22 protein-coding genes, 1 other RNA gene and 1 pseudogene are annotated in these 20,556 nt (G+C 65.0%); 9 read left to right on the forward strand and 15 right to left on the reverse strand.

Going from position 1 to position 20,556, the window contains the following annotated elements:
- Positions 1–12 precede the first annotated feature (12 nt).
- Positions 13–87, forward strand: a non-coding RNA gene (locus tag PD885_RS01070) — sX9 sRNA.
- A 267-nt stretch (positions 88–354) separates the two neighbouring features.
- Here PD885_RS01070 and PD885_RS01075 read toward each other — a convergent pair.
- The 5 genes from PD885_RS01075 to radC all read right to left on the reverse strand — a co-directional run bounded on the left by PD885_RS01075 (position 355) and on the right by radC (position 4,941).
- Positions 355–1,110, reverse strand: coding sequence for an SDR family NAD(P)-dependent oxidoreductase (locus PD885_RS01075; RefSeq protein ID WP_002808443.1), 756 nt, complete (start codon positions 1,108–1,110; stop codon positions 355–357).
- Between the two features lie 160 nt (positions 1,111–1,270).
- Positions 1,271–1,411: a hypothetical protein gene (locus tag PD885_RS01080; protein WP_002808442.1), complete on the reverse strand. Its 141-nt coding sequence runs from the start codon at positions 1,409–1,411 to the stop codon at positions 1,271–1,273.
- A gap of 6 nt (positions 1,412–1,417) precedes the next feature.
- Complete coding sequence (locus PD885_RS01085; RefSeq protein WP_002808441.1) at positions 1,418–2,293, reverse strand: SPOR domain-containing protein; 876 nt, start codon at positions 2,291–2,293, stop codon at positions 1,418–1,420.
- Positions 2,294–2,488: 195 nt separating this feature from the next.
- Positions 2,489–4,177 (reverse strand): arginine--tRNA ligase, encoded by a 1,689-nt coding sequence (argS, locus tag PD885_RS01090; protein WP_002808440.1) that lies wholly within the window; start codon positions 4,175–4,177, stop codon positions 2,489–2,491.
- A gap of 86 nt (positions 4,178–4,263) precedes the next feature.
- Positions 4,264–4,941, reverse strand: a complete 678-nt coding sequence (radC, locus tag PD885_RS01095; RefSeq protein ID WP_002808439.1) for a RadC family protein — start codon at positions 4,939–4,941, stop codon at positions 4,264–4,266.
- A gap of 96 nt (positions 4,942–5,037) precedes the next feature.
- Between radC and coaBC the strand changes: the two genes are divergently transcribed.
- From coaBC to PD885_RS01110, 3 genes are read left to right on the forward strand one after another with little or no spacing between them, the layout of a single operon-like run.
- Positions 5,038–6,312, forward strand: coding sequence for a bifunctional phosphopantothenoylcysteine decarboxylase/phosphopantothenate--cysteine ligase CoaBC (coaBC, locus tag PD885_RS01100; RefSeq protein WP_002808438.1), 1,275 nt, complete (start codon positions 5,038–5,040; stop codon positions 6,310–6,312).
- A complete protein-coding gene (gene dut, locus PD885_RS01105) occupies positions 6,309–6,776 on the forward strand; it encodes a dUTP diphosphatase (RefSeq protein ID WP_002808437.1) in 468 nt (155 codons plus the stop codon). Before coaBC ends, dut begins: the two co-directional genes overlap by 4 nt.
- Before the next feature lie 12 nt (positions 6,777–6,788).
- The gene (locus PD885_RS01110) at positions 6,789–9,134 is read left to right on the forward strand and encodes a phosphomannomutase/phosphoglucomutase (protein ID WP_040762627.1); all 2,346 of its coding nucleotides are present in this window, start codon (positions 6,789–6,791) and stop codon (positions 9,132–9,134) included.
- Positions 9,135–9,236: 102 nt separating this feature from the next.
- Here the strand turns inward: PD885_RS01110 and PD885_RS01115 are convergent, their stop codons facing one another.
- From PD885_RS01115 to PD885_RS01130, 4 genes are all read right to left on the reverse strand, one after another.
- The gene (locus tag PD885_RS01115) at positions 9,237–9,806 is read right to left on the reverse strand and encodes a hypothetical protein (RefSeq protein ID WP_386270473.1); all 570 of its coding nucleotides are present in this window, start codon (positions 9,804–9,806) and stop codon (positions 9,237–9,239) included.
- Between the two features lie 204 nt (positions 9,807–10,010).
- Positions 10,011–10,352: a lipid-A-disaccharide synthase N-terminal domain-containing protein gene (locus PD885_RS01120; RefSeq protein ID WP_002808434.1), complete on the reverse strand. Its 342-nt coding sequence runs from the start codon at positions 10,350–10,352 to the stop codon at positions 10,011–10,013.
- Entirely contained in the window at positions 10,352–11,074 is a 723-nt protein-coding gene (locus PD885_RS01125) for a glycosyltransferase family 2 protein (RefSeq protein ID WP_002808433.1), read from the reverse strand. The genes PD885_RS01120 and PD885_RS01125 overlap by 1 nt, the downstream gene beginning before the upstream one ends.
- Before the next feature lie 296 nt (positions 11,075–11,370).
- A complete protein-coding gene (locus PD885_RS01130; RefSeq protein ID WP_002808431.1) occupies positions 11,371–12,336 on the reverse strand; it encodes an NAD-dependent epimerase/dehydratase family protein in 966 nt (321 codons plus the stop codon).
- Here PD885_RS01130 and PD885_RS01135 point away from each other — a divergent pair.
- Positions 12,329–12,523, forward strand: a complete 195-nt coding sequence (locus PD885_RS01135; protein ID WP_002808430.1) for a hypothetical protein — start codon at positions 12,329–12,331, stop codon at positions 12,521–12,523. The genes PD885_RS01130 and PD885_RS01135 overlap by 8 nt on opposite strands.
- 258 nt (positions 12,524–12,781) lie before the next feature.
- Here PD885_RS01135 and PD885_RS01140 read toward each other — a convergent pair.
- The 5 genes and pseudogenes from PD885_RS01140 to pyrE form a co-directional block, all read right to left on the reverse strand.
- A pseudogene (locus PD885_RS01140) lies at positions 12,782–13,085 on the reverse strand (helix-hairpin-helix domain-containing protein).
- A 34-nt stretch (positions 13,086–13,119) separates the two neighbouring features.
- Positions 13,120–14,049, reverse strand: coding sequence for a ParB/RepB/Spo0J family partition protein (locus PD885_RS01145; protein ID WP_002808429.1), 930 nt, complete (start codon positions 14,047–14,049; stop codon positions 13,120–13,122).
- Positions 14,049–14,846 (reverse strand): ParA family protein, encoded by a 798-nt coding sequence (locus PD885_RS01150; protein WP_002808428.1) that lies wholly within the window; start codon positions 14,844–14,846, stop codon positions 14,049–14,051. Before PD885_RS01150 ends, PD885_RS01145 begins: the two co-directional genes overlap by 1 nt.
- Before the next feature lie 115 nt (positions 14,847–14,961).
- Complete coding sequence (locus tag PD885_RS01155; RefSeq protein ID WP_040762678.1) at positions 14,962–15,606, reverse strand: hypothetical protein; 645 nt, start codon at positions 15,604–15,606, stop codon at positions 14,962–14,964.
- Positions 15,607–15,649: 43 nt separating this feature from the next.
- On the reverse strand, positions 15,650–16,309 hold the full coding sequence (gene pyrE, locus PD885_RS01160) for an orotate phosphoribosyltransferase (protein WP_002808426.1): 660 nt from the start codon (positions 16,307–16,309) through the stop codon (positions 15,650–15,652).
- Between the two features lie 121 nt (positions 16,310–16,430).
- On the opposite strand from pyrE, the gene PD885_RS01165 reads away from it, so the two are divergent.
- Genes PD885_RS01165 through PD885_RS01180 form a run of 4 tightly spaced genes read left to right on the forward strand, consistent with a single transcriptional unit; the run spans position 16,431 to position 19,138 of the window.
- Positions 16,431–17,231, forward strand: coding sequence for an exodeoxyribonuclease III (locus PD885_RS01165; RefSeq protein ID WP_002808425.1), 801 nt, complete (start codon positions 16,431–16,433; stop codon positions 17,229–17,231).
- On the forward strand, positions 17,228–17,560 hold the full coding sequence (locus PD885_RS01170) for a hypothetical protein (protein WP_002808424.1): 333 nt from the start codon (positions 17,228–17,230) through the stop codon (positions 17,558–17,560). The genes PD885_RS01165 and PD885_RS01170 overlap by 4 nt, the downstream gene beginning before the upstream one ends.
- Positions 17,557–18,852 carry an AmpG family muropeptide MFS transporter gene (locus tag PD885_RS01175; protein WP_002808423.1) on the forward strand — a complete coding sequence of 432 codons (1,296 nt, stop codon included), beginning with the start codon at positions 17,557–17,559 and terminating at the stop codon, positions 18,850–18,852. Before PD885_RS01170 ends, PD885_RS01175 begins: the two co-directional genes overlap by 4 nt.
- A 58-nt stretch (positions 18,853–18,910) precedes the next feature.
- Positions 18,911–19,138, forward strand: coding sequence for a hypothetical protein (locus tag PD885_RS01180; RefSeq protein WP_002808422.1), 228 nt, complete (start codon positions 18,911–18,913; stop codon positions 19,136–19,138).
- A 200-nt stretch (positions 19,139–19,338) separates the two neighbouring features.
- Here the strand turns inward: PD885_RS01180 and PD885_RS01185 are convergent, their stop codons facing one another.
- On the reverse strand, positions 19,339–20,481 hold the full coding sequence (locus PD885_RS01185; protein WP_002808419.1) for an anhydro-N-acetylmuramic acid kinase: 1,143 nt from the start codon (positions 20,479–20,481) through the stop codon (positions 19,339–19,341).
- Positions 20,482–20,556 lie beyond the last annotated feature (75 nt).

Here is a 20,556-nt window from a genome sequence, read left to right on the forward strand (position 1 = left end):
GCTCGGTGCGGCATGTACCACTCGTGCACTGAGGTTCTTCCGCGTCGTTCGCACCGACCTGACGACTGCTCGCGACGTTTGTCAGCCGCTCTTGGAACCTGCGTCGTCCTGCGCCATCGCCCGCCAGGGCGATTGGGGAGTCTCGGTGCGTATCCGGGGCGCGTTCTTTTAGAGTCGCGTGGCGATAGGTCATGCATCGGTTCGATGCAGACGTGCGCCTTTACCGCATGCCGCTGTGCATTGGCGCTGTCACTCCTCTCGGGCACATGAAAAAAGCCGCGCAATGCGCGGCTTTGCTTCTCGAAGGACCCGGCGCTGTTCGACGCATCGGTCGTGCAGCCGAGTGCTGCCGCGTCACTGCGCGTCGCGGGCTACCTGAAAGCCGGCAAACGACTGCGTCACCGGCATGATTTCCAGCCGATTGATGTTCAGATGCGCCGGCAGGCTGGCGACGTAGAGGATCTGTTCGGCGATATCTTCGGCAGTCATCGGGGTGGCACCGCGGTACAGCGTGTCGGAAGCGGCCTGGTTGCCGCCGGTGCGCACCAGAGTGAATTCGGTTTCGGCCATGCCCGGCTCGATCGAGGTCACGCGCACGCCGGTGCCATGCAGGTCTGCGCGCAAGCCCAGCGAAAACTGTTGCACGAACGCCTTGGTGCCGCCGTAGACATTGCCGCCGGGGTACGGGTAAGTGGCCGCCACCGAGGCGATGTTGATGATCGCGCCACGGCGTTCGATCAGTGCGGGTAACAGGCGATGGGTAAGGGTGACCAGCGCGGTGACGTTGGTGTCGATCATCTGCTGCCACTGCGCCAGGTCGGCCTGCTGCGCGGGCGTGGTGCCCAGCGCCAGGCCGGCGTTATTGACCAGCACGTCGATGTCGGCGAAGTCAGCCGGCAAGGCGTCGATCGCTGCCGACAAAGCTTGCGCATCGCGCATGTCGAAGGCGGAGGTGTGCACCTGGCCTGCGGGCAGTTCGGCGGCCAGCGCATCCAGGCGCTCGGCGCGGCGACCGGTGGCGGTGACCTTCCAGCCGGCGGCGGCAAAACGGCGCACGGCGGCACTGCCGAATCCGGAGGTGGCACCGGTGATCAGAACAGTCTTGGACATGGGAACAACTCCTGCGAACGAGGGGGATCAGGCGAAGCGATCAGGGTGTGGTGATAACGCCGGGCGCGCGCTTGGGCGCGATCTGCGCGCAGCATGGCCTCACTAGTTGGCAGTGCAATTGCCTAGCGCCTGCCTAACCAAACGTTGCCAAGTTGCCTGGTCATCGCACCGACGATAACGGCTCGGCCGACAGCACCGTGTCTTGCCCGTCGATCTGGATGCGGTCGGGGATCTGTTCGGTGGCGTTCGCCGCGCCGGTCAGTCCCCACCACAGCAACAGGCCGGCGCCCCGATGCATCATTTTCGGTTATTGCGCCTTGATGGCGATGGCGGGCAGCCCGCTGCCGGTCAGTTTTTGCTTGGCCGCGGCCAGTTCGCCAGCGCTGCCATACGGCCCCATGCGCACGCGGTAAACCGTCCTGCCGCTGATTTCGGCCGATTCCACGCGCGCCGCCAGGCCCATCATCGCCAGCTTGGCCTTGGTCGACTCGGCATCGCCGGAAGCGCCGAACGCGCCGGCTTGCAGGATGTAGCGGGTGTTGTCTGCCACCGCTGGTGCGGCAGTCGCTGCAGTGGTCGCAGCCACAGCTGGCCTTGGTGTTGCGGCCGCTGGCATGGTGAGTGCGGCAGTGCTGGACGGTGCCGGTGTTGCGGTCGGGCGTGCTGGTGCGGTTTCCGTCAACGGCTTGGACGCGCTGGCTACGGTTTCGTTCAACGGCACCGGCACGCCGGCGGCAGGCGTGGCCGCAGCCCCGCTGGCACCGTGTGCGGGCGCGACCGGCTTGCCTTCCAATGCCGCACGCGCACGCGCTGCTTCCTCGGCACGCGCGCTGGCGGCCAGTTCGGCATCGGACATCTGCACTTCCTTACCGGGCAGCAAGGTGTAGAAGTCGTACTGGGTCTGCGCATTGCCGGGCTTGGCTTGCGGCTTGGACGGCTGCGCGGTGGGCTTGGGCAGTTCGGCTGGCGTATCCACATCGGCATCGGCCACCGGCTCGGGCTGCGCATCGGGGTTTGCGCGCGGGCCCATGCGCAGGAAGCCGTCGCCGTCCTTTTTGAACAGGTTGGGTGCGGCCAGGAAAATCACTGCCGCAATCGCAGCGCCCGCCACCAACCAGACCCAACCAGGGGTGCCACTGCTGGTGTTGCGTCGTGCCTGACTCTTACCACGTCGTGCTGCCATCTACCACTTCTCCGAAATCATGTCGTTGCGGGCCATGTGGCCCGACTTGGAGCGGCTGTCGAAAGGATTACGCAGCCACTCGGCGGCCGCGGCCGGTCGTCGGGCAGCGTGCATTGCGTACCGCTCGACGGGTGCAGTCCGAGCGCGCCATCTACGCTTGGCGGACGACTGCCGACGCTGTGCTGTTAATCACGCTTACATCTTTTCCGGGGCGCTGACGCCGAGCAATTTCAGGCCGTTGGCGAGCACCTGTTGCGTGGCCACGGCGAGAGTGAGCTTGGCGTCGCGCTCTGCGGCATCGTCCACCAGCAGTTTGGTGTTGTGATACCACGTGTGGAAGGCATGCGCCAATTCACGCAGGTACTGCGCGATCTGGTACGGCTCCAGCGCTTGACCTGCGATTTCGACCACCTCCTGGTAGCGCGACAGCTCCAGCATCACGTTGAGCGAATGCTCCTCGTCCAGGTGTGCGAGCTCGGCCAAGCCATTGGCCTGCTCGTACTTGTAGCCCTTTTCCTGCGCCTGACGCAGCACGCTGCACACGCGCGCATGCGCGTACTGCACGTAGAACACCGGGTTGTCGTTGCTCTGCGCACGGGCCAGGTCGATATCGAAGGTGAGCTGCGAATCGGGCTTGCGCGCGATCAGGAACCAGCGCACTGCATCGGCACTGGTTTCTTCGATGAGATCGCGCAAGGTGACGTAGCTACCGGCACGCTTGGACAGTTTCACTTCCTCGCCGCCGCGCATCACTGTGACCATCTGGTGCAGTACGTATTCCGGCCAGCCCTGCGGGATGCCCAGCTCCATCGCCTGCAGGCCGGCGCGCACGCGCGCCAGCGAACCGTGGTGGTCGGCACCCAGTTCGGTGATGGCGCGCTCATAGCCGCGCTGCCACTTGGTCAGGTGATAGGCCACGTCCGGCACGAAGTAGGTGTAGGTGCCGTCGGACTTGCGCATCACGCGGTCCTTGTCGTCGCCGAAGTCGGTAGACTTCAACCACAACGCGCCGCCTTCCTCGTAGGTGTGGCCGGAGGCGATGAGCTTTTGCACGGCCTCCTCGACCTTGCCGTCCTTGTACAACGAACTTTCGAGGAAATAGATATCGAAATCGACGCGGAACGCAGCCAGGTCTTGGTTTTGCTCGTTGCGCAGATAGGCCACGGCGAAGCGGCGGATCGATTCCAGGTCGGCCGGATCCCGGGTGCCGGCGACCAGATGGCCTTCCAGGTCGACGGTGGCGCCGTCCAGGTAAGCGTTGGCCACATCGGCGATGTAGTCGCCGCGGTAGCCATTCTCCGGCCAGCCGGCGCTGTCGGGGGTGAGCCCCTGTGCGCGGGCCTGCACCGACAACGCTAGGTTCTCGATCTGCACGCCGGCATCGTTGTAGTAGAACTCGCGCTTGACGTTCCAACCGTTGGCATCGAGCACGCGCGCCAAGCTGTCGCCGATCGCCGCTGCGCGGCCGTGGCCAACATGCAGCGGGCCGGTCGGATTGGCCGAGACGTATTCCACACCCACCGAGCGTCCGTTGCCGGCCAACCCGCGACCGTAGTTGCGACCCTGCTTGATCACATGCGCCACTTCGCGCTGATACGCGGTCGGGGCCAGATGGAAATTGATGAAGCCCGGGCCGGCGATTTCTACCTTGGCCACGTCGTCGCTGGCCGGCAATGCGGCTACCAGCGCCTGAGCAAGTGCGCGCGGGTTGCTGCGCGCCGGCTTGGCCAGCAGCATTGCCGCGTTGGTAGCGAAGTCGCCGTGCTCGCGCGTCTTTGGTCGCTCGACCACGAAATCCGGCGGCAGGGTGCCGGCAGGTAAAGTGCCGTTGGCGCGCAAGGCTTCAATGCCTTGGCCAATCAGTGCGCGGAGTTGGGCTTTCACGTGAGGTCTGCTTGGAACCAAACCATCGATTTTACCCGACCGCGCACGCCGGGGTCCGGCCGATGGTTCAGGTCAGCGCGAGGCCGTCATTCCAGCCAGCCGCGCTCGGCCAGCGACACCGGGCGGCCATCGCCGATCACGAAGTGGTCGAGCAGGCGAATATCCACCAAGTCCAGCCCCTGCAGCAGGCGGTGGGTGACCGCGCGGTCTGCCTCGGACGGCTCCGGATTGCCGGACGGATGGTTGTGCCCGACGATCACTGCTGCCGCGTTGTGCAGGAGCGCCCGCCGCACCACCTCGCGTGGATGGATGTCGGCGCCATCAATGGTGCCGGTGAACAGTTCTTCGAAGGCAATTGCGCGATGGCGGTTGTCCAGGAATAGCACCGCGAACACTTCGTAGGCACGTGCGCGCAGCTGCTGCGAGAAGTAGCGGCCCACGCTGGACGGGTCGCTGAGCACCTCGCCGCGTTCCAGATCGCTCATCAGATGTCGATTGGCCAGTTCCATCGCCGCGTTGAGCTTGCACGCCGAGGCCGGCCCCAGGCCCGGCAGGCGCACCAAGGCCGAGGCCGGGCGATCCAGCAGCAAGCGCAGCGGGCCGTGGCGATGCAGCAGATCGCGCGCGGTCTGCACGGCGTCCTGGCCGCGCAGGCCCGAGCCGACAAAGATCGCCAACAGCTCGGCATCGGACAAAGCAGCGGCCCCGCGCGCCAGGAGTTTCTCGCGCGGGCGTTCGTGGGTGGGCCAGTCGTGAATGTGCATATGGCGAGATTGCCGGTCCTCATCGCCGACGCCTATCAGGCCAAGCGGGGGCATCGGCTAATCTAGTTGTCCTTGCAATCGTAGGACGACTCCGACGTGATCGGCTCCACTCAGGCCCGCCCCCTGGACGGACAGCGCTTGCTGCTGTGCGTCGGCGGAGGCATCGCCGCTTACAAATCGCTCGAACTGGTCCGTCGCCTGCGCGACGCCGGTGCACAGGTGCAGGTCGCCATGACCAGCGGCGCACAGCAGTTCGTCACCCCGCTCAGTTTCCAGGCATTGTCCGGGCAACCCACCCGCACCACGCTGTGGGACAGCGCCGCCGAGCAGGCGATGGGGCATATCGAACTGGCCCGCTGGGCCGATCAGGTGATCGTCGCTCCGGCCACCGCCGACCTGCTGGCGCGTCTGGCGCATGGCCTGGCCGACGATCTGGTCACCACCCTGTGCTTGGCCACGACCGCACCACTGACCGTGGCCCCGGCAATGAACCACCGCATGTGGCTGCACCCGGCCACCCAGGCCAACGTTGCCACCTTGCGCGCGCGCAGCGTGAGCGTGGTCGGCCCGGACGATGGCCCGCTGGCCGAAGGCGAATCCGGTCCTGGCCGACTGGCCGAGCCGGCGGCGATCATTGCCGCCCTGGCCGGCAGTGCTGCTAGCGGCAGCGTTGCGCAGGTCGGCTCCAAGAGCGTAGCTGCGCGGGCCTTCGTGCCCAGCAGCGCGCAGTTGGATGGCTTGCGCATCGTGATCAGCGCCGGCCCCACCTTCGAGGACCTGGACCCGGTGCGCTACATGGGCAACCGCAGCAGCGGCAAGATGGGCTACGCGCTGGCCGCCGCCGCTGCGCGCCAGGGCGCCGATGTGGTGCTGGTCAGCGGGCCGGTGCATCAAATCACCCCGGCAGGCGTGCAGCGGATCGATGTGCGCTCGGCCGCGCAGATGCACGATGCGGTACTGGGCGCGTTCCCGGCCGACATCTACATCGGGGCCGCTGCAGTGGCCGACTACACTCCCAAGCGGGTGGTTGCGCAGAAGATCAAGAAGACCGGCGAGACACTGACCCTGGAATTGGTGCGCACCCCGGATATCCTCTCGGAGGTCGCCTCGCAGACCGGCGCGCTGAAACTGGTGGTCGGTTTTGCCGCCGAAACGCATGACGTGGAGCACTATGCACGTGGCAAGCTGGTGGCCAAGCGGCTGGATCTGATCATCGCCAACCAAGTGGGGATCGAAGGCGGCGGCTTCGAAAGCGACAACAACGCTGCGACTGCGTATTGGCAGGGTGGCCAGTGCGCGTTCCCCAGTAGCAGCAAGACCGCATTGGCCGACCAACTGCTGGCCCTCATCGCGGAGAGATTGCAGGCATGAGCACCTCAACCCAGTCCTTGCAGGTGAAGTTGCTCGACCCACGCTTCGGCGACCTGTGGCCGCTGCCGGCCTACGCCACCGAATGCAGCGCCGGCATGGACCTGCGCGCCGCGCTGGAAGCGCCGATGACGCTGGAGCCTGGCGATGCGGCCCTGATTCCCAGCGGTATCGCAATTCATTTGTCCGATCCACAGGTGTGCGCGGTGATCCTGCCGCGCTCCGGCCTGGGCCATCGCCACGGCATCGTGCTCGGCAACGGCACCGGCCTGATCGATGCCGATTACCAGGGCCCGCTGTTGATCAGCACCTGGAATCGCGGCCGCGAGGCCTTCACCATCGAGCCAGGTGATCGCATAGCACAGCTAGTGATCCTGCCGATCGTGCGCGTGGGCTTGCAAGTGGTGGATACTTTCGTCGACAGCGCGCGGGGAGCGGGTGGGTTCGGCCACACCGGCGTGCGCTGACTGGGGAGTCACATGAGCAAGGCGAACGGGCGCAGGCAGTCGATGTCCAGTGTCCATACGAGTGGTCCGGTGTTGGGGGGGCTGTTGTTGTTTGCCGCTTGGTTCGGCTGGAACAGCTTTGCGCAATGGCGCGAAGAAGCGGTTGCGCAAAATCTGGAGCAGGCGCGCGACCGCGCCGTGCAGTACATCAGCCAGGCGATGGCCAAACAGGCCAGGCAGCTCGACGCTGTGCTCAAGCAGCCGCCGGTCATCGCCGCATTGGCCAATGGCGACGCACTGGCTGCCGCCTCGGCCATCCGCGAGCGCTTCAAGGGCGCCGAGGACGTGCAGGTGCTGCCGGGCCATCTCACCGCCGCTTATGACAATCCCAAGGACTTCGGCTACGCGCGGCTGAGCCTGCTCGAGTCGGCAATGGTCGCCGAACGCGCGCAGGTACACGTGGTGCGCGACGCCAAGCAGGTACGTCTCGGTGTGGCGGCAGCGGTACGCCTGGGCGCGCAGCCGGCGGTGGCCTATGCGCGCCTGCCGTTGTTGCGCCTGACCGGCCCGCTGGATGCGATTGCGGTGCCCGGGAGCGCCTATCTGGCACTGCGCCAGGGCAGCTACAACGTGGCCCAGCAAGGCAATACCGCATTGGCTGATGCCGCCGAAACGCTGGCCAAACCATTGGGCACCAGTGGCCTGCGCGTCGCTGCTGCCGTACCGCCAAGCCACAACGGCCCGCTGGAGCTTGGCGCGCTCGGCTGCGCCATCGTGGCCGCTTTGCTGCTGAGCATCGCCGTCTTGCTGGTGCTGGTCAGCCGTGGCCGTGTTGCCCTGCCGCGCCGCCGCGTTGCCGGCGACTCGACTGCCGACGAGCCCACATTCAGTCAAAGCCTGCAGTACGATGCCAGCATCGCCAGCGAGGCGCGCGCGCTGGACGAGGAGCGCGCACTGCCTGCAGCACCGGGGCCGGTGCCGGCCGTGCAGATCGCCATCGAGATGTTTCGCGCCTACGACATCCGCGGCGTGGTCGGCAGAGACCTCAATGCTGGCATTGCTGCGTTGATCGGCCAATCCATCGGCAGCGTGATGCAGGCGCAGGGCTTGCGCGATGTGGTGGTCGGTCGCGACGGGCGTCTATCGGGTGCGGAGCTTGCCAATGGGTTGATCGAAGGCCTGCGCCGCGCCGGCTGCAAGGTGATCGACATCGGTCTGGCGCCCACCCCGGTGGTGTATTTCGGCGCCTACGAATTGCGCGCCGGCAGCTGCGTGGCGGTCACCGGCAGCCACAATCCGCCGGACTACAACGGCTTCAAGATCGTGATCGGCGGCGAGACCTTGTCGGGTACAGCAATTGCCGAGCTGCACCAGCGCATCAACCAAGGCCGCCTGCACACCGCCGCCACGCTTGGCGAGTTGGAACAGCGCGACATCAGCGATGCCTACATCCAGCGCATTGTTAGCGACGTATCGCTGGACCGCCCGATCAAGGTCGTGGTGGATGCCGGCAATGGCGCGGGCGGCGATATCGCGCCGCGTCTGCTGGAAGCGATCGGTGCCGAGGTCGTCCCACTGTACTGCGAGATCGACGGCACGTTCCCCAACCACCACCCCGACCCAAGCGAGCCGCACAACCTCGACGATCTGGTGAAGATGGTGAAGCGGTTCGATGCCGACATCGGCGTGGCCTTCGATGGCGATGCCGACCGTCTGGGCGTGGTCACCAAGGAAGGTTCCATCGTGTTTCCGGACCGCCTGCTGATGTTGTTCGCTGCCGATGTGCTGCAACGCAATCCCGGCGCGCTGGTGATCTACGACGTGAAGTGCACCGGCAAATTGTACGACTACGTGCTGCGCAACGGCGGCAGCCCGTTGATGTGGAAGACCGGGCATTCGTTGATCAAATCCAAGATGCGCGAGACCGATGCCGAACTGGCGGGCGAGATGAGCGGGCACTTCTTCTTCAAGGAACGCTGGTACGGCTTCGACGACGGTATTTACGCGGCCGCACGTTTGTTGGAAATCCTGGCGCAGTGCGAGCAAACCCCCTCCGAGGTACTTGACGCATTGCCAGAAAGTGTGTATACGCCGGAGATCAAGGTGCCGGTGGACGGCGACGCGCACGCGCTGGTGGCGCGCTTTGTCGAGCGGACACAGGCCGGCGAAGGATCATCGTTCGAGTCGGCGCGCTTGTCGATGATTGACGGGTTGCGCGCGGATTTCGCCGACGGTTGGGGCCTGGTACGCGCGTCCAACACCACGCCGATTCTGGTGCTGCGTTTCGAAGCCGACACCGAGGCTGCATTGCAGCGGATTCGCGCGTTGTTCCGCAGCCAATTGCAGGCATTGTTGCCGAAGCATCCGCTGACGTTTTGATTGCCGGATGGCGGATGACTGCGCTGCCTGGAGCGAGGCAGAACAGGCTGGGTGCAGTTGCCGATCCGGCGCTGTTCGAGCCTGCTGGGATGACGATGACCATCAGCTGCCGCCCAGACCTGCCATACATGACCGATCACCTGGCGCAGGTATCGCGGCCGCAGCTCCACCGTCATCGTGCAGCAACCAGACCGCGTCCCAATACGGATAGGCGCCGATCTGATCGGCCAATCCTGCACGCAATGGCAGTGCGACCAGCGAGCGCGCGAACTGCCTGTGATCGGCATGCAGCGCAAGCGCTGTTGCCTCCATCGCCGGCTGCCACACCGTTCCGCCACGTCCGCGTGCGCGATTGACCGCATCGCTAGCGGTCTGTCGTGCCGCCATCGCCATCTGCAGCAGCGCAGCCCTACCCGGCGCCTGCAGCAAGGCGCACCAACTGTCCGGCAACAACACCCAACACAGCAACTGAGCACCGCGCCAATGACTGGCCGCCGCCAGGCTGGATGCTGCCGCCCGCGCGCAACGCCAGTCTGCAAAAAGCGGTACCTGCTGATGCGTGTGCAGACGCAGATACCAGTGCGCTGCGATGGGCGCCGGCATGGACAAGGGACGATGGGGCAATGCGCTGGACATGGCCCCATCGTGCCGATGGCCAGGCAATTGCGGCATCGGCCACACGCGCTACATCAGGTCGGTCACCATCGCGTCACGATGTACGAAGAAACGTTTCGAATGTCAGACATCGAGCAGTCCGCCTGGTCCATCGCAGAGCGGAGCTAATGCATCGTGATGCATCAGCGTCACTCACACAGCCAGCCTCACGCCAAAGGCGGGAGAATTGGAACCCCGAACACGCCAATCCCCAATCCCCGCTCAATGCATCGCCCGATCCCGCATCCAACCGCGATGCTTCACATCCAGATACAGGCTGTAAAACGCGGTAAACGCCGGGAACAGGTTCTGCAGCACACCCACCGAATCCTGCTTTGCCGAGAACACGAAGTAGCTCAGCGTCATCAGACTGCCGACCACGCTCATGTACCAAAACATGCGCGGGATCACCGGTTTGCCGGCGCGCTTGGAGGCGACGAACTGCACCAGCCAGCGGCCGCCGAACATCAGCGCGCCCGCATAGCCGATCAGCTTCCATCCGGTGACGTGCAGCCCTGTCCAGAACAGCCAAGTCAGCGGTTGATCTAGCCAATGCAGTTCCATCAGCGTTCCTGCACGATGGTGCGCTTGCTGCGGGTGATCAACCACGCCACGCCGCGCAGGTCGCGGATGCCGACCAGGGCGCGATTGAGGTTGTTGTATTTGGACACGCCGGCGGTGCGGTGGCGGTGGTTCACCGGCACGCTCACGGTGCGCCAACCGGCGCGCTGCATCAGCGCGGGGAGGTAGCGGTGCATATGGTCGAAGTAGGGCAGGTCCAAAAACGCCTCGCGCTCGAACAGCTTGATGCCGCAGCCGGTGTCGGGGGTGTTGTCGTGCAGCATGCGCGAGCGGATGGCGTTGGCCCACTTGCTGGCCCAGCGCTTGGAGCCCGAGTCCTGGCGGTTGACCCGCCAGCCGGCGAACAGCTTGACCTGCGCATCGGCGCTGGCACGCGCGGTCAGCAGCGTGGGGATATCGGCTGGATCGTTCTGGCCGTCGCCATCGAGCGTGGTGATCCAGCTTGCGCGCGCGGCCTTGACCCCGCTGCGCACCGCCGTACTCTGCCCACTCTGGGTCACGTGATGTAGCACGCGCAGTTCCGGCGTGATGGTTTTCAGGCCTTGCAGCACCTTTAGCGTGTCGTCGCGCGAATGGTCGTCGACATAGACGATTTCAAAGGCCATCAACCCGCGCAATGTGGTAACGATTTCGCCGACCAGCGCAGCGACGTTGTCGCGCTCATTGAACACCGGGACGACGACGGAAAGCTGAGGTTGGCTCATGGATTCGTGGTGGCCGGATGAAGGCTGAGCGAAAAAGATCGCGCATTGTGCCCTGACTGTCTGAGTCAGGCATGAAGCGAAAGTGCGCTGTGTGCGTTGGAGCGAGTTGAAAGCGGCTTGTAGCATGTAAGAGCGCGTCAAATTACGCGCCGCGAGCAAGCCAGCCGAGACCTCGCGAGCCGCGGTCGGGCGGGTGCAAACGGTGCGCAGAAAACCTCAATGATCAAGCACCACCTGCTAATGCCAGACAGCGCCGCACGATCGCCTGACGGCTGCGCAGTCGTTTCGATGGTGCGTTAAGCGCGGTTGCCGAAATAGTTCCGACACCACGCCACCACCTGCGGCAACCCGCGCTCGACTGGGGTGGCCGGGTCGAAACCGAATGCTGCCTGCGCGCGCTGGGTATCGGCCATGGTGCGGATCATGTCGCCCGGCTGCATCGGCAGGTAGGCCTTCTCGGCAGGGCGGCCTGCGGCCTGCGCGATCACGTCGATGAAATGTTCCAACTCCACCGGGGTGTGGTTGCCCAGGTTGAACATGCGGTGCGGCACCGGCTCGCTGCTGGGCGTGTCCAGCGCACCGAGCACACCGGCCACGATGTCGTCGACAAAGGTGAAATCGCGCTGCATCTTGCCGTGGTTGAACACTTCGATCGGGCGCCCCGCCAGCACCGCGCGGCTGAAGATCAGCGGCGCCATGTCCGGCCGGCCCCATGGGCCATACACGGTGAAGAAGCGCAGCCCGGTCGCGCACAGGCCGTACAACTGCGCGTATGTATGGCCCATCAGCTCGTTGGCGGCCTTGGTCGCCGCATACAGCGAGCGCGGCTGATCCACGCGCTGGTCTTCGGAAAAGGGCGGGGTGGCCGAATCGCCATAGACCGAACTGCTCGACGCATACACCAGATGCTGCACGCCGCGATGCCGGCATAGCTCGAGCATGTTGACGAAGCCGACCAGGTTGCTGTCGACATAGACGGTCGGATTTTCCAGCGAATACCGTACTCCGGCCTGTGCGGCCAGATGCACCACGCGGGTGGGCTGGACCTCGCCGAACAACGCCGCTAGGCCGTCGCGATCGGTCAGGTCCAGCGTGCGGATATCGATGTCCGGGCACAACGCCGCGACGCGGTCGCGTTTGAGCTGCGGGTCGTAGTAGCTGTTGTAGTTGTCCAGACCCACCACCGATTCGCCACGTGCAGCCAGCGCGCGGCAGGTGTAGGCACCAATGAAACCGGCGGCGCCGGTGACGAGAATGGTCATTGCAGTAGTCCTGGATATTTCAAAAATCAATGGAGCAAGCAAGCGGCGCTTGGGGCAGCCCGAAGCGCTTTTTTTTGGCAACGTCGAGGCGATTAAGCGCAATGATGTCTCTAATCCCCTTGGCATCGAAGCGATCTGGCACGCGTCGCTGCCGTCCTTCAGCTTCAGCGCCGTCTCCTCCGGGTAGAGCGGCACCACGCTCATGCACAGGATCGCATCGAGATGCACGGCGTCGGAAATGATGTCATGCAACACGCTCGACATTGGCCTCAGATGCTGTTCGATATGCGCGCTGATCTGCTCAATGCAGGCTTTGCCATATGCCGGCTCGCAGTCCTTATTGCTGCGCGCGCGTCATTAGCGTGCTGCCGCCCAGGTTGATCTGGTCGTTTGCATTGCTCCTGGGTCGCTCCTGTTGATGGCAGCGCTTGGTCAGGGTACGCGCTCACCCCAAGCTGAGCGGTGCTTCGCTGGCGAGCAGTGCCTTGCGCTCCTTGCTGAACGCCCACCATGGCTGCGGGGCCTCGCCTTCCATGAATCGCACGATCGACAGGAACACGTCGATCACGCAGGGGTCGCACGCCGGTGCGCAGGCATAACTGTGCGTACATGTCTTAGGCATCGCGACCGCGCAATTGCGCGGCGACGCGGATGCCGATCCGCTGCAAATCCTTTTCGCAGGCCGGCCCAACGTTCGGCAGGTCGGTCAGATGCAGCAGGTGCTTGCGATCGACCTTGACTGGATTCATTGCCGGGGATGCTCCTGGTGCGTAGGCAGAGAACTCAACTGCGCTGCATGCGTAGACGTTCGAGCACGCCGTCCAGCGTGTCCAGGTCGGTATAGTGGATCACCAGTTTGCCACTGCTGCCGCGGCCGTGATTGAACACCACCTTGGTGCCCAGCGACTCGGACAGCTCGGTTTCCAGCGACACGATATCGGCCTGCGGCGCGACGGCGGCCGGCTTGAGTTTGCGCAACGAGCCGGGCACCTTGCCGGCGGCGAACTGCTGCGCGCGGTGTTCCACTTCACGCACCGACCAGCCTTGATCGGCCGCTTCTTGCGCCAGCTTGCTGGCCAGTTCCGGCGCCAGGGTGAGCAGCGCACGCGCATGGCCCATTTCCAGACGGCGGGTTTCCAGCAGTACCCGGATCGCCACCGGCAATTCCAGCAGCCGCAGCAGGTTGGACACCGACGCACGCGAACGGCCCACCGCGCCAGCGGCTTCGGCGTGGGTCAGCGAAAATTCGTCGATCAAGCGCTGCAGCGCCTGCGCTTCTTCCAGTGGATTGAGGTCTTCGCGCTGGATGTTCTCGATCAGCGCCATCGCGATGACGGTGCGGTCGTCCAGCTCGCGCACCACCACCGGCACCTCGGTCAGACCTGCCAGCTGCGAGGCGCGCCAGCGGCGTTCGCCTGCCACGATCTCGAACTGCCCCGGCGCCAGCTCGCGCGCCACGATCGGCTGGATCACACCCTGCGCCTTGATCGATTCGGCAAGCTCGGCCAGCTTGACCTCGTCCATCTCTCGACGCGGCTGGTACCTGCCCGGCTGCAGCTGGGCCACTGGCAACTGGCGTAAGCTATCGCCCGGCTGCAACGCATCTTCGCTGGCTGCGCTCGGTGCCGCTGCAGCGGCCGCGCCCTTCGGTCCCAACAGCGCTTCCAGGCCACGGCCCAGACCGCGCTTCTTTGCGGGGATCGGCTTGCTCATCAAACGGTCTCCACGGGCCGGACGGCCTTGTTGCAGTCGTTGTGGCGGCGCACGATCTCGCCGGCCAGCCCCAGGTACGCTACGCCACCACGCGAGGTGCGGTCGTAACCGACGATGCTCTGGCCATGGCTGGGCGCCTCGGCCAGACGCACATTGCGCGGCACGATGGTGCGGAAAACTTTGTCGCCGAAATGCTCGGTCAGCTCCGCCGATACCGCATTGGCCAGGTTGTTGCGGATGTCGAACATCGTGCGCAGCACGCCTTCGATTTCCAGCGCCGGATTAAGGTCGGCGCGCAACGCCTCGATCGTTTCCAGCAGCGCGGTCAGCCCTTCCAGTGCGTAGTACTCGCACTGCATCGGCACGATGATCGAATCGGCCGCGGTCAATGCATTGAGCGTCAGCAGCGACAACGCCGGCGGGCAGTCGATCAGGATGAAGTCGTATTCTTCGCGGATTGGCGCCAGTGCGCGCTTGAGCCGCTGTTCGCGCCCGCCCTGGTCCATCAGCTGGATCTCAGCGGCAGTCAGGTCGATGTTGCCCGGCAGCAGGTCGAAGCCTTCCGGCGCGGTCACCCGGATCTGTGCAGCGGTGTTTTCGCCTAACAGCAGATCGCAGGTGGAGGCGGCAACGTCGCGTTTGTCGATGCCGCTGCCCATGGTGGCGTTGCCCTGCGAGTCCAGATCCACCAGCAACACACGCTTGGGCGCGCGCGCCAGGCCGGCCGCCAGATTGACTGCGGTCGTGGTCTTGCCGACGCCGCCCTTCTGGTTGGCAATGGCGATGATCCGGGCCATGCGGGAGAGCCTCGTGGGCAAGGAGTAAGACAGGCCATTATGCGGGCAGGGCGTCGGATCGGGAAATGCCGCCCGCAGCAGTGCGCTGCACAGCCGGGAATGACGGCCGAGTCACTCAGCCGGTAGGCGAGGCGCCGCTCTGCGGCTCCTTCATGGCCCGATAGCGCTGCAGGACGTCGGCGATCTCGCCGTCCAGCGCCACCCGTTGCTGCTCAAAGCTGGTTTGCAGACGCAACTGCGTCATCAGCTCGCGATGGCGTTGCTGGATGTCCGCGGCCAGCTTGTCGGCGACGGCCTGGCCGGCCAGTTCGCGATCGCCGGCGCTGCGTAGCATGCTGGCCAAGCCTTCGCGCAGGCTGGTCACGTTGAATCGCGCGGTGTGGATGTTGTTGTCGACGATGGCGATGCGCTCTGTGAACACCCGGCGCAGGCCCTCTTCGCTCTGATACGACATCAACATCGCTTGGTCGGTGCGCTGGCGCATCTGCTCGGCGGCCAGGTCTGCCTGGCGTTGTTGCGCGCTGGCAGCAGCGGCAGCACGCTCGTCGCTGCTCATCGCGCGTTGCACCTCGGCACTGCGCATACCGCTGTTGACGTTGAACTCGTCGCGCGCCTGATTGACCGCCTCCGATGGAAGCGTATCGCTGCATACGCGGGCACCGTTCTGGTTCCAGCAGTACAGCTTTTTTGCCGCCGGCTTGTCCTGCGCAATGGCGGGCGCGGCGACAACGGCCGCCGCAACGGCGGCCAGTAACGTCAAACGTGTGTGTATCGGCATCATCGCAGCCCCCTGTCGCCTGCCGTCAGTCTGTGGTGTCGGTCCCGTAGCGACCACGATAAGCCAGCAGCGGCTCCCGGAAGCCCACAAGGTCGGCGTTTCCTGCAGCAAAAGCAAGCAAGTCGGCCAGGTTGGCCACTGCGATCACCGGGATGCCGGCCTCGGCCGCCACTGCCTGCGCTGCCGAGCGGCGATCTTGTTCGGACGCGATCTCTTGCCGGTCCAGCGCCACGACGATCCCGGACGGAATCCCGCCCGCGCCGCGGATGGTGCCCAGCGCCTCGCGGATCGCGGTACCGGCGGTGATCACGTCATCGACGATCAGTACCCTGCGGCCGGCCAGCGGCGCACCGATCAGGGTGCCGCCTTCGCCATGGTCCTTGGCTTCCTTGCGATTGAAGGCCAGCGGCAGGTCGCGCGCGCGCCCGGCATAGGCGCAGGCCAGTGCAGTCGCCAACGGAATGCCCTTGTAGGCCGGCCCGAACAGCAGATCGAACTCCACCCCGGCCGCATCGATCGCATCGGCATAGCACTGCGCCAGCTGCGCGGTCTTGGCGCCCGAATCGAAACGCCCAGCATTGAAAAAGTACGGACTGACGCGCCCGGACTTGAGCGTGAATTCGCCAAAGCGCAAGGCATCGGCGCCCAGGGCCAGCTGCAGGAAACGGGTGCGGTGATCGGTCATCGGACGGGATTGGGGAGTGGAGAACCGGGAATGGTAAACGCATCGGTCGCAAGCAGCCTTCCCGGCGGCGCTGGGGTAGGCTTTACGATTGTCCATTCCCAATTCCCTATTCCAGGCCCCTATGCGCATCATCAGTTTCAACGCCAACGGCCTGCGATCGGCCGCCACCAAGGGTTTCTTCGAGTGGTTCGCCGCTCAGGACGCCGATGTGCTGTGCGTCCAGGAGACCAAGGCCCAGGAGCATCAGCTGGCCGGGCCGAAATTCCTGCCCACCGGCTACAAGGCATGGTTCCGCGACGCCAGCACCAAGAAGGGCTACAGTGGCGTGGCGATCTACAGCAGGCACGAGCCCGATGAGGTGCGCACCGCGCTGGGCTGGCCCGAGTTCGACGAAGAGGGGCGCTACATCGAAGCGCGCTTCGGCAATCTCAGCGTGGTGTCGTTCTATATTCCGTCCGGGTCTTCGGGCCAATTGCGCCAGGACTACAAGTTCCAGGTGATGGAATGGCTGCGGCCGATCCTGGACGCGTGGTTGGCCAGTGGCCGGCAGTACGTGCTGTGCGGCGACTGGAACATTGTGCGCTCGGTGCTGGACATCAAAAACTGGAAATCCAATCAGAAGAACTCCGGCTGCCTGCCGCCCGAGCGCGACTGGCTCAACGGCCTGTGCGCCGACGCGCTGGACGACGCAAATGCCGCCGATGGCCGCGGCTGGGTCGACAGCTATCGGGTGCTGCACCCGCAGGGCGAGGACTACACTTGGTGGAGCAACCGCGGCGCCGCGCGCGCCAACAACGTCGGTTGGCGCATCGACTACCAACTGATCACCCCCGGCCTGCGCGACACCTTGAAAGCCTGCTCGATCTACCGCGAACAGCGCTTCTCCGACCACGCGCCGTACATCGTGGATTACGCGCAGTGAGTCAAGCACTGGCATTGGCTTCTGAAAAACAACGCCAGCTTTTTGCCGCTACCGAACTGGGCCTGGCTGACGACGTTGCCGCCACACAGCGCGACTTGCAGGGTAGGGCGATTGGCAGTCAGGGTCGGTTGCCCTCGAGCGGCCTGACGACACAGATGAAGACGTTGGTCGTGGAAGCTGTACTACCTCACTTCGATACGACGCACGCTGATGCCATGGATAGTCTTCGAAGCGCGCTGTCTGCCTCCGAAAGCTCGACCCACGCCACGGCGCGACGCATTCAATCGGCCGCGCCGATCGCCTTCCGCTCCCACCGGCCACACGCATGACCAAGCCCGCTCCTCTCTACAAAAGCTGGCGAGGCATCCAGCACGCCTTCGCCACGCCATCGGCGGCGACCATGGCGCTGCTCGGTTTCGGGAGCGGCTTGCCGTTCCTGCTGATCGCCTCGCAAACCTTGTCCACCCGATTGCGCGATGTGGGCCTAGACCTGCGCAGCATCGGCCTGATCAGCCTGGCCAGCTTTTTCTATCTGCTCAAATTCCTGTGGGCGCCGCTGATCGATCGCTACGCGTTTCCGCTCACTGCATTGCTGGGGCGCCGTCGTTCCTGGCTGCTGGTCGCGCAGATCGGCGTCACCATCGGACTGTTTGCATTGGCGTTCTCGCGACCGGACCTGAGCGTCACCGGTTTGGTCGGTTGGGTCCTGTTTGCTTCGTTTTGGGGCGCTACCCAGGACTCGGTCGTGGATGCGTATCGCATCGAAATCGCCCCGGATGCGGCGCAGGCCGCGCTGGCCGCGACCTACACGCTTGGCTATCGCATCGGTCTGATCCTGGGCGGTGCGGGCGCGCTGTACATGGCCGAATACCTCGGGTGGACGTGGGCGTATGTGGGCATTGCGGCGCTGATGCTGTTGCCGATCGCCACCACCTTGTTGTGCCGCGAACCCGACCGGACCGAGGCGACGGTGATGCGCCGCGTCGATGTCGTCGGTGCGTTCTGGCAGCCGATTTCCAGCTTCTTTTCCAGCAATGGCCTAGCGCTGGGCATCGTGCTGCTGCTGTTCGTGGGCTTGTACAAGTTCCCCGACCAGGTGATCGGCGTCATGGCTGGCCCGTTCTATCTGGATTCGGGCTTCACCAAAGCCGACATCGCCACCGTCTCCAAACTGTTCGGCGTCTGGATGGGGATCGTCGGTGCCTTCGCCGGCGGTGCAGCGGTGGCGGCGTTCGGGTTCCGTCGCATGCTGCTGGTCGCCGCATTAGGCGTGGCGCTGTCCAACCTCGCCTTCCTGCTGATGGCACACAACCCCGGCAAGTTGTGGGCGTTCTATGCCGCGCTCAGCGCAGACAACTTGTTCCAGGGCTTTGCCGCCACCGTGCTGGTGGCCTTCATGTCCTCGCTGACCGACCGCAACTTCACCGCGACCCAATACGCCTTGTTGGTCTCGCTGGCCAATCTGCCAGGCAAGTTCGCTGGCGGCGTCTCCGGCTTCGTGGTCGAGGCAACCTCCTACAGCACTTTCTTCATCCTCAGCGCCCTGACCGTGGTCCCGACGCTGCTGCTGCTGGCCTGGCTGTGGCCGCGGCTGTTGGCGCATGACAGGCGGCAGGATTGAAACGCCGGCCAAGGTTGCCGGTGATGCCAGCGGGGCAGCGCATTGCACGAGGCAGGGCATGACCGATCTGGTATTGCGTGACATCGATCCAGTGCTGGTGGACAGGGTCCGCCGCATTTCCGTGGCACGTGGCTGGACCCAGCACCAGACCGTCATGCATCTGCTCAAACAGGGCCTGTTTGCGAGCGAATACGAAGTCACCGGCGGCGTGCAGCACCCGGAAGTCGATGCCCTGGCTGAAGCGATCGCCGCGCTCGAGGCGCTGCCGGCGGGGAATGATCCGTAGCTGCGTGTCGGCCATCCAAATGATGCCTGGCCCGTGAGCGCATCCGCGCGCGATCAAGCCTTGCAAGTATCAGGAGCTGCCAACCAGGGGATGCGCCTTTCCGATAACACCTCAACGCCGAAGGTCCCAATGCCGCACGACGATGTGGACCAGGCAACGCGGACCAGGCAACGCCCGTCATCCAGGCCATGCAGTCCGGCTCACGCCGGATATATCGCTCCCAGCCGCCGCAGCCCGGCCGCCCCGGTCACGGATGGCAGATTGGCTGCACGTCCTGCCAGCAGTTCGGCTGCCAGCCATGCAAAGCCCATCGCTTCCAGGTAGTCCGGATCCAGCCCATGTTGCGCGCTGGATTCAACCACCACGCCTGGCAGCCGTGCCACCAATCGTGCCATCAACACCGGATTGCGCACTCCGCCGCCGCACACCAGTACTCGGCGGGTGTCGGGTTGCAGCCGCAGCAACGCATCGGCCACGGTGGTCGCGGTGAGTTCCAGCAAGGTCGCCTGCACATCGGCCGGATGGGGCGTCGCGCTGCCTATCGTCTGCATTGCCTGCAGCGCCCAGGCCAGATGAAACTGTTCGCGCCCGGTGCTCTTGGGCGGCGGCAACGCAAACCACGGGTCGGCCAACAGCGCCTGCAGTAATGCCGCATCGACTCGCCCACTTGCGGCAAACGCACCCTCGGCATCGAACGACCTGCCATGGTGTTGCTGGCACCAGCTATCCAGCAACGCATTGGCCGGCCCGGTATCCAAGCCCCGCACCGGGCCATCGCGCGGGATCAACGTCAGATTGCCGATGCCCCCCAGATTGAGCACGGCACGGTCTTCGTCGCCCGCGCCCAGCATCGCCAGATGGAAGGCCGGCATCAGCGGCGCACCCTGCCCACCGGCAGCGACATCGCGGCGGCGGAAATCGGCCACCGTGGTGATCCCGGTGTGCTCGGCAATCCGGCTGGCGTCGCCAATCTGCCAGGTGAAAGACGGATTCGCTTTCGGTCGGTGGCGGATGGTCTGCCCATGCGAACCGATTGCGCGAATGCGCTGCCGGTCCACGCCGCTTTCGCCGATCAGCTGATTGGCAGCAGCGGCAAACGCCAGTCCCACCTGCGCGTCGAGCTGGCCGAGCGCATCGATGGCGATCGCCTCAGCACCTTGACCCAGCGCCACCAACGTCTCCCGCAGTTGCGGTTCCCAGGCCACCGTGGTGCCTGCGACGAGTTCGCAGCGGCGGTGTGTGCCGTCGGCAAAGCGCACCAGCGCGGCATCGATGCCGTCGGCGCTGGTGCCCGACATCAGGCCCACATAGAGCGGGAATTCCACGTGTTTCAGAGCAGACATGCCGGAGCCAGATATGCACAATCACCCAGCTTGTGCAGCTGGGGCAGGGACGTCAACCAGCTTTTCATTCATAGT

This window comes from Xanthomonas fragariae, assembly GCF_900183975.1.
Lineage (GTDB): Bacteria > Pseudomonadota > Gammaproteobacteria > Xanthomonadales > Xanthomonadaceae > Xanthomonas > Xanthomonas fragariae.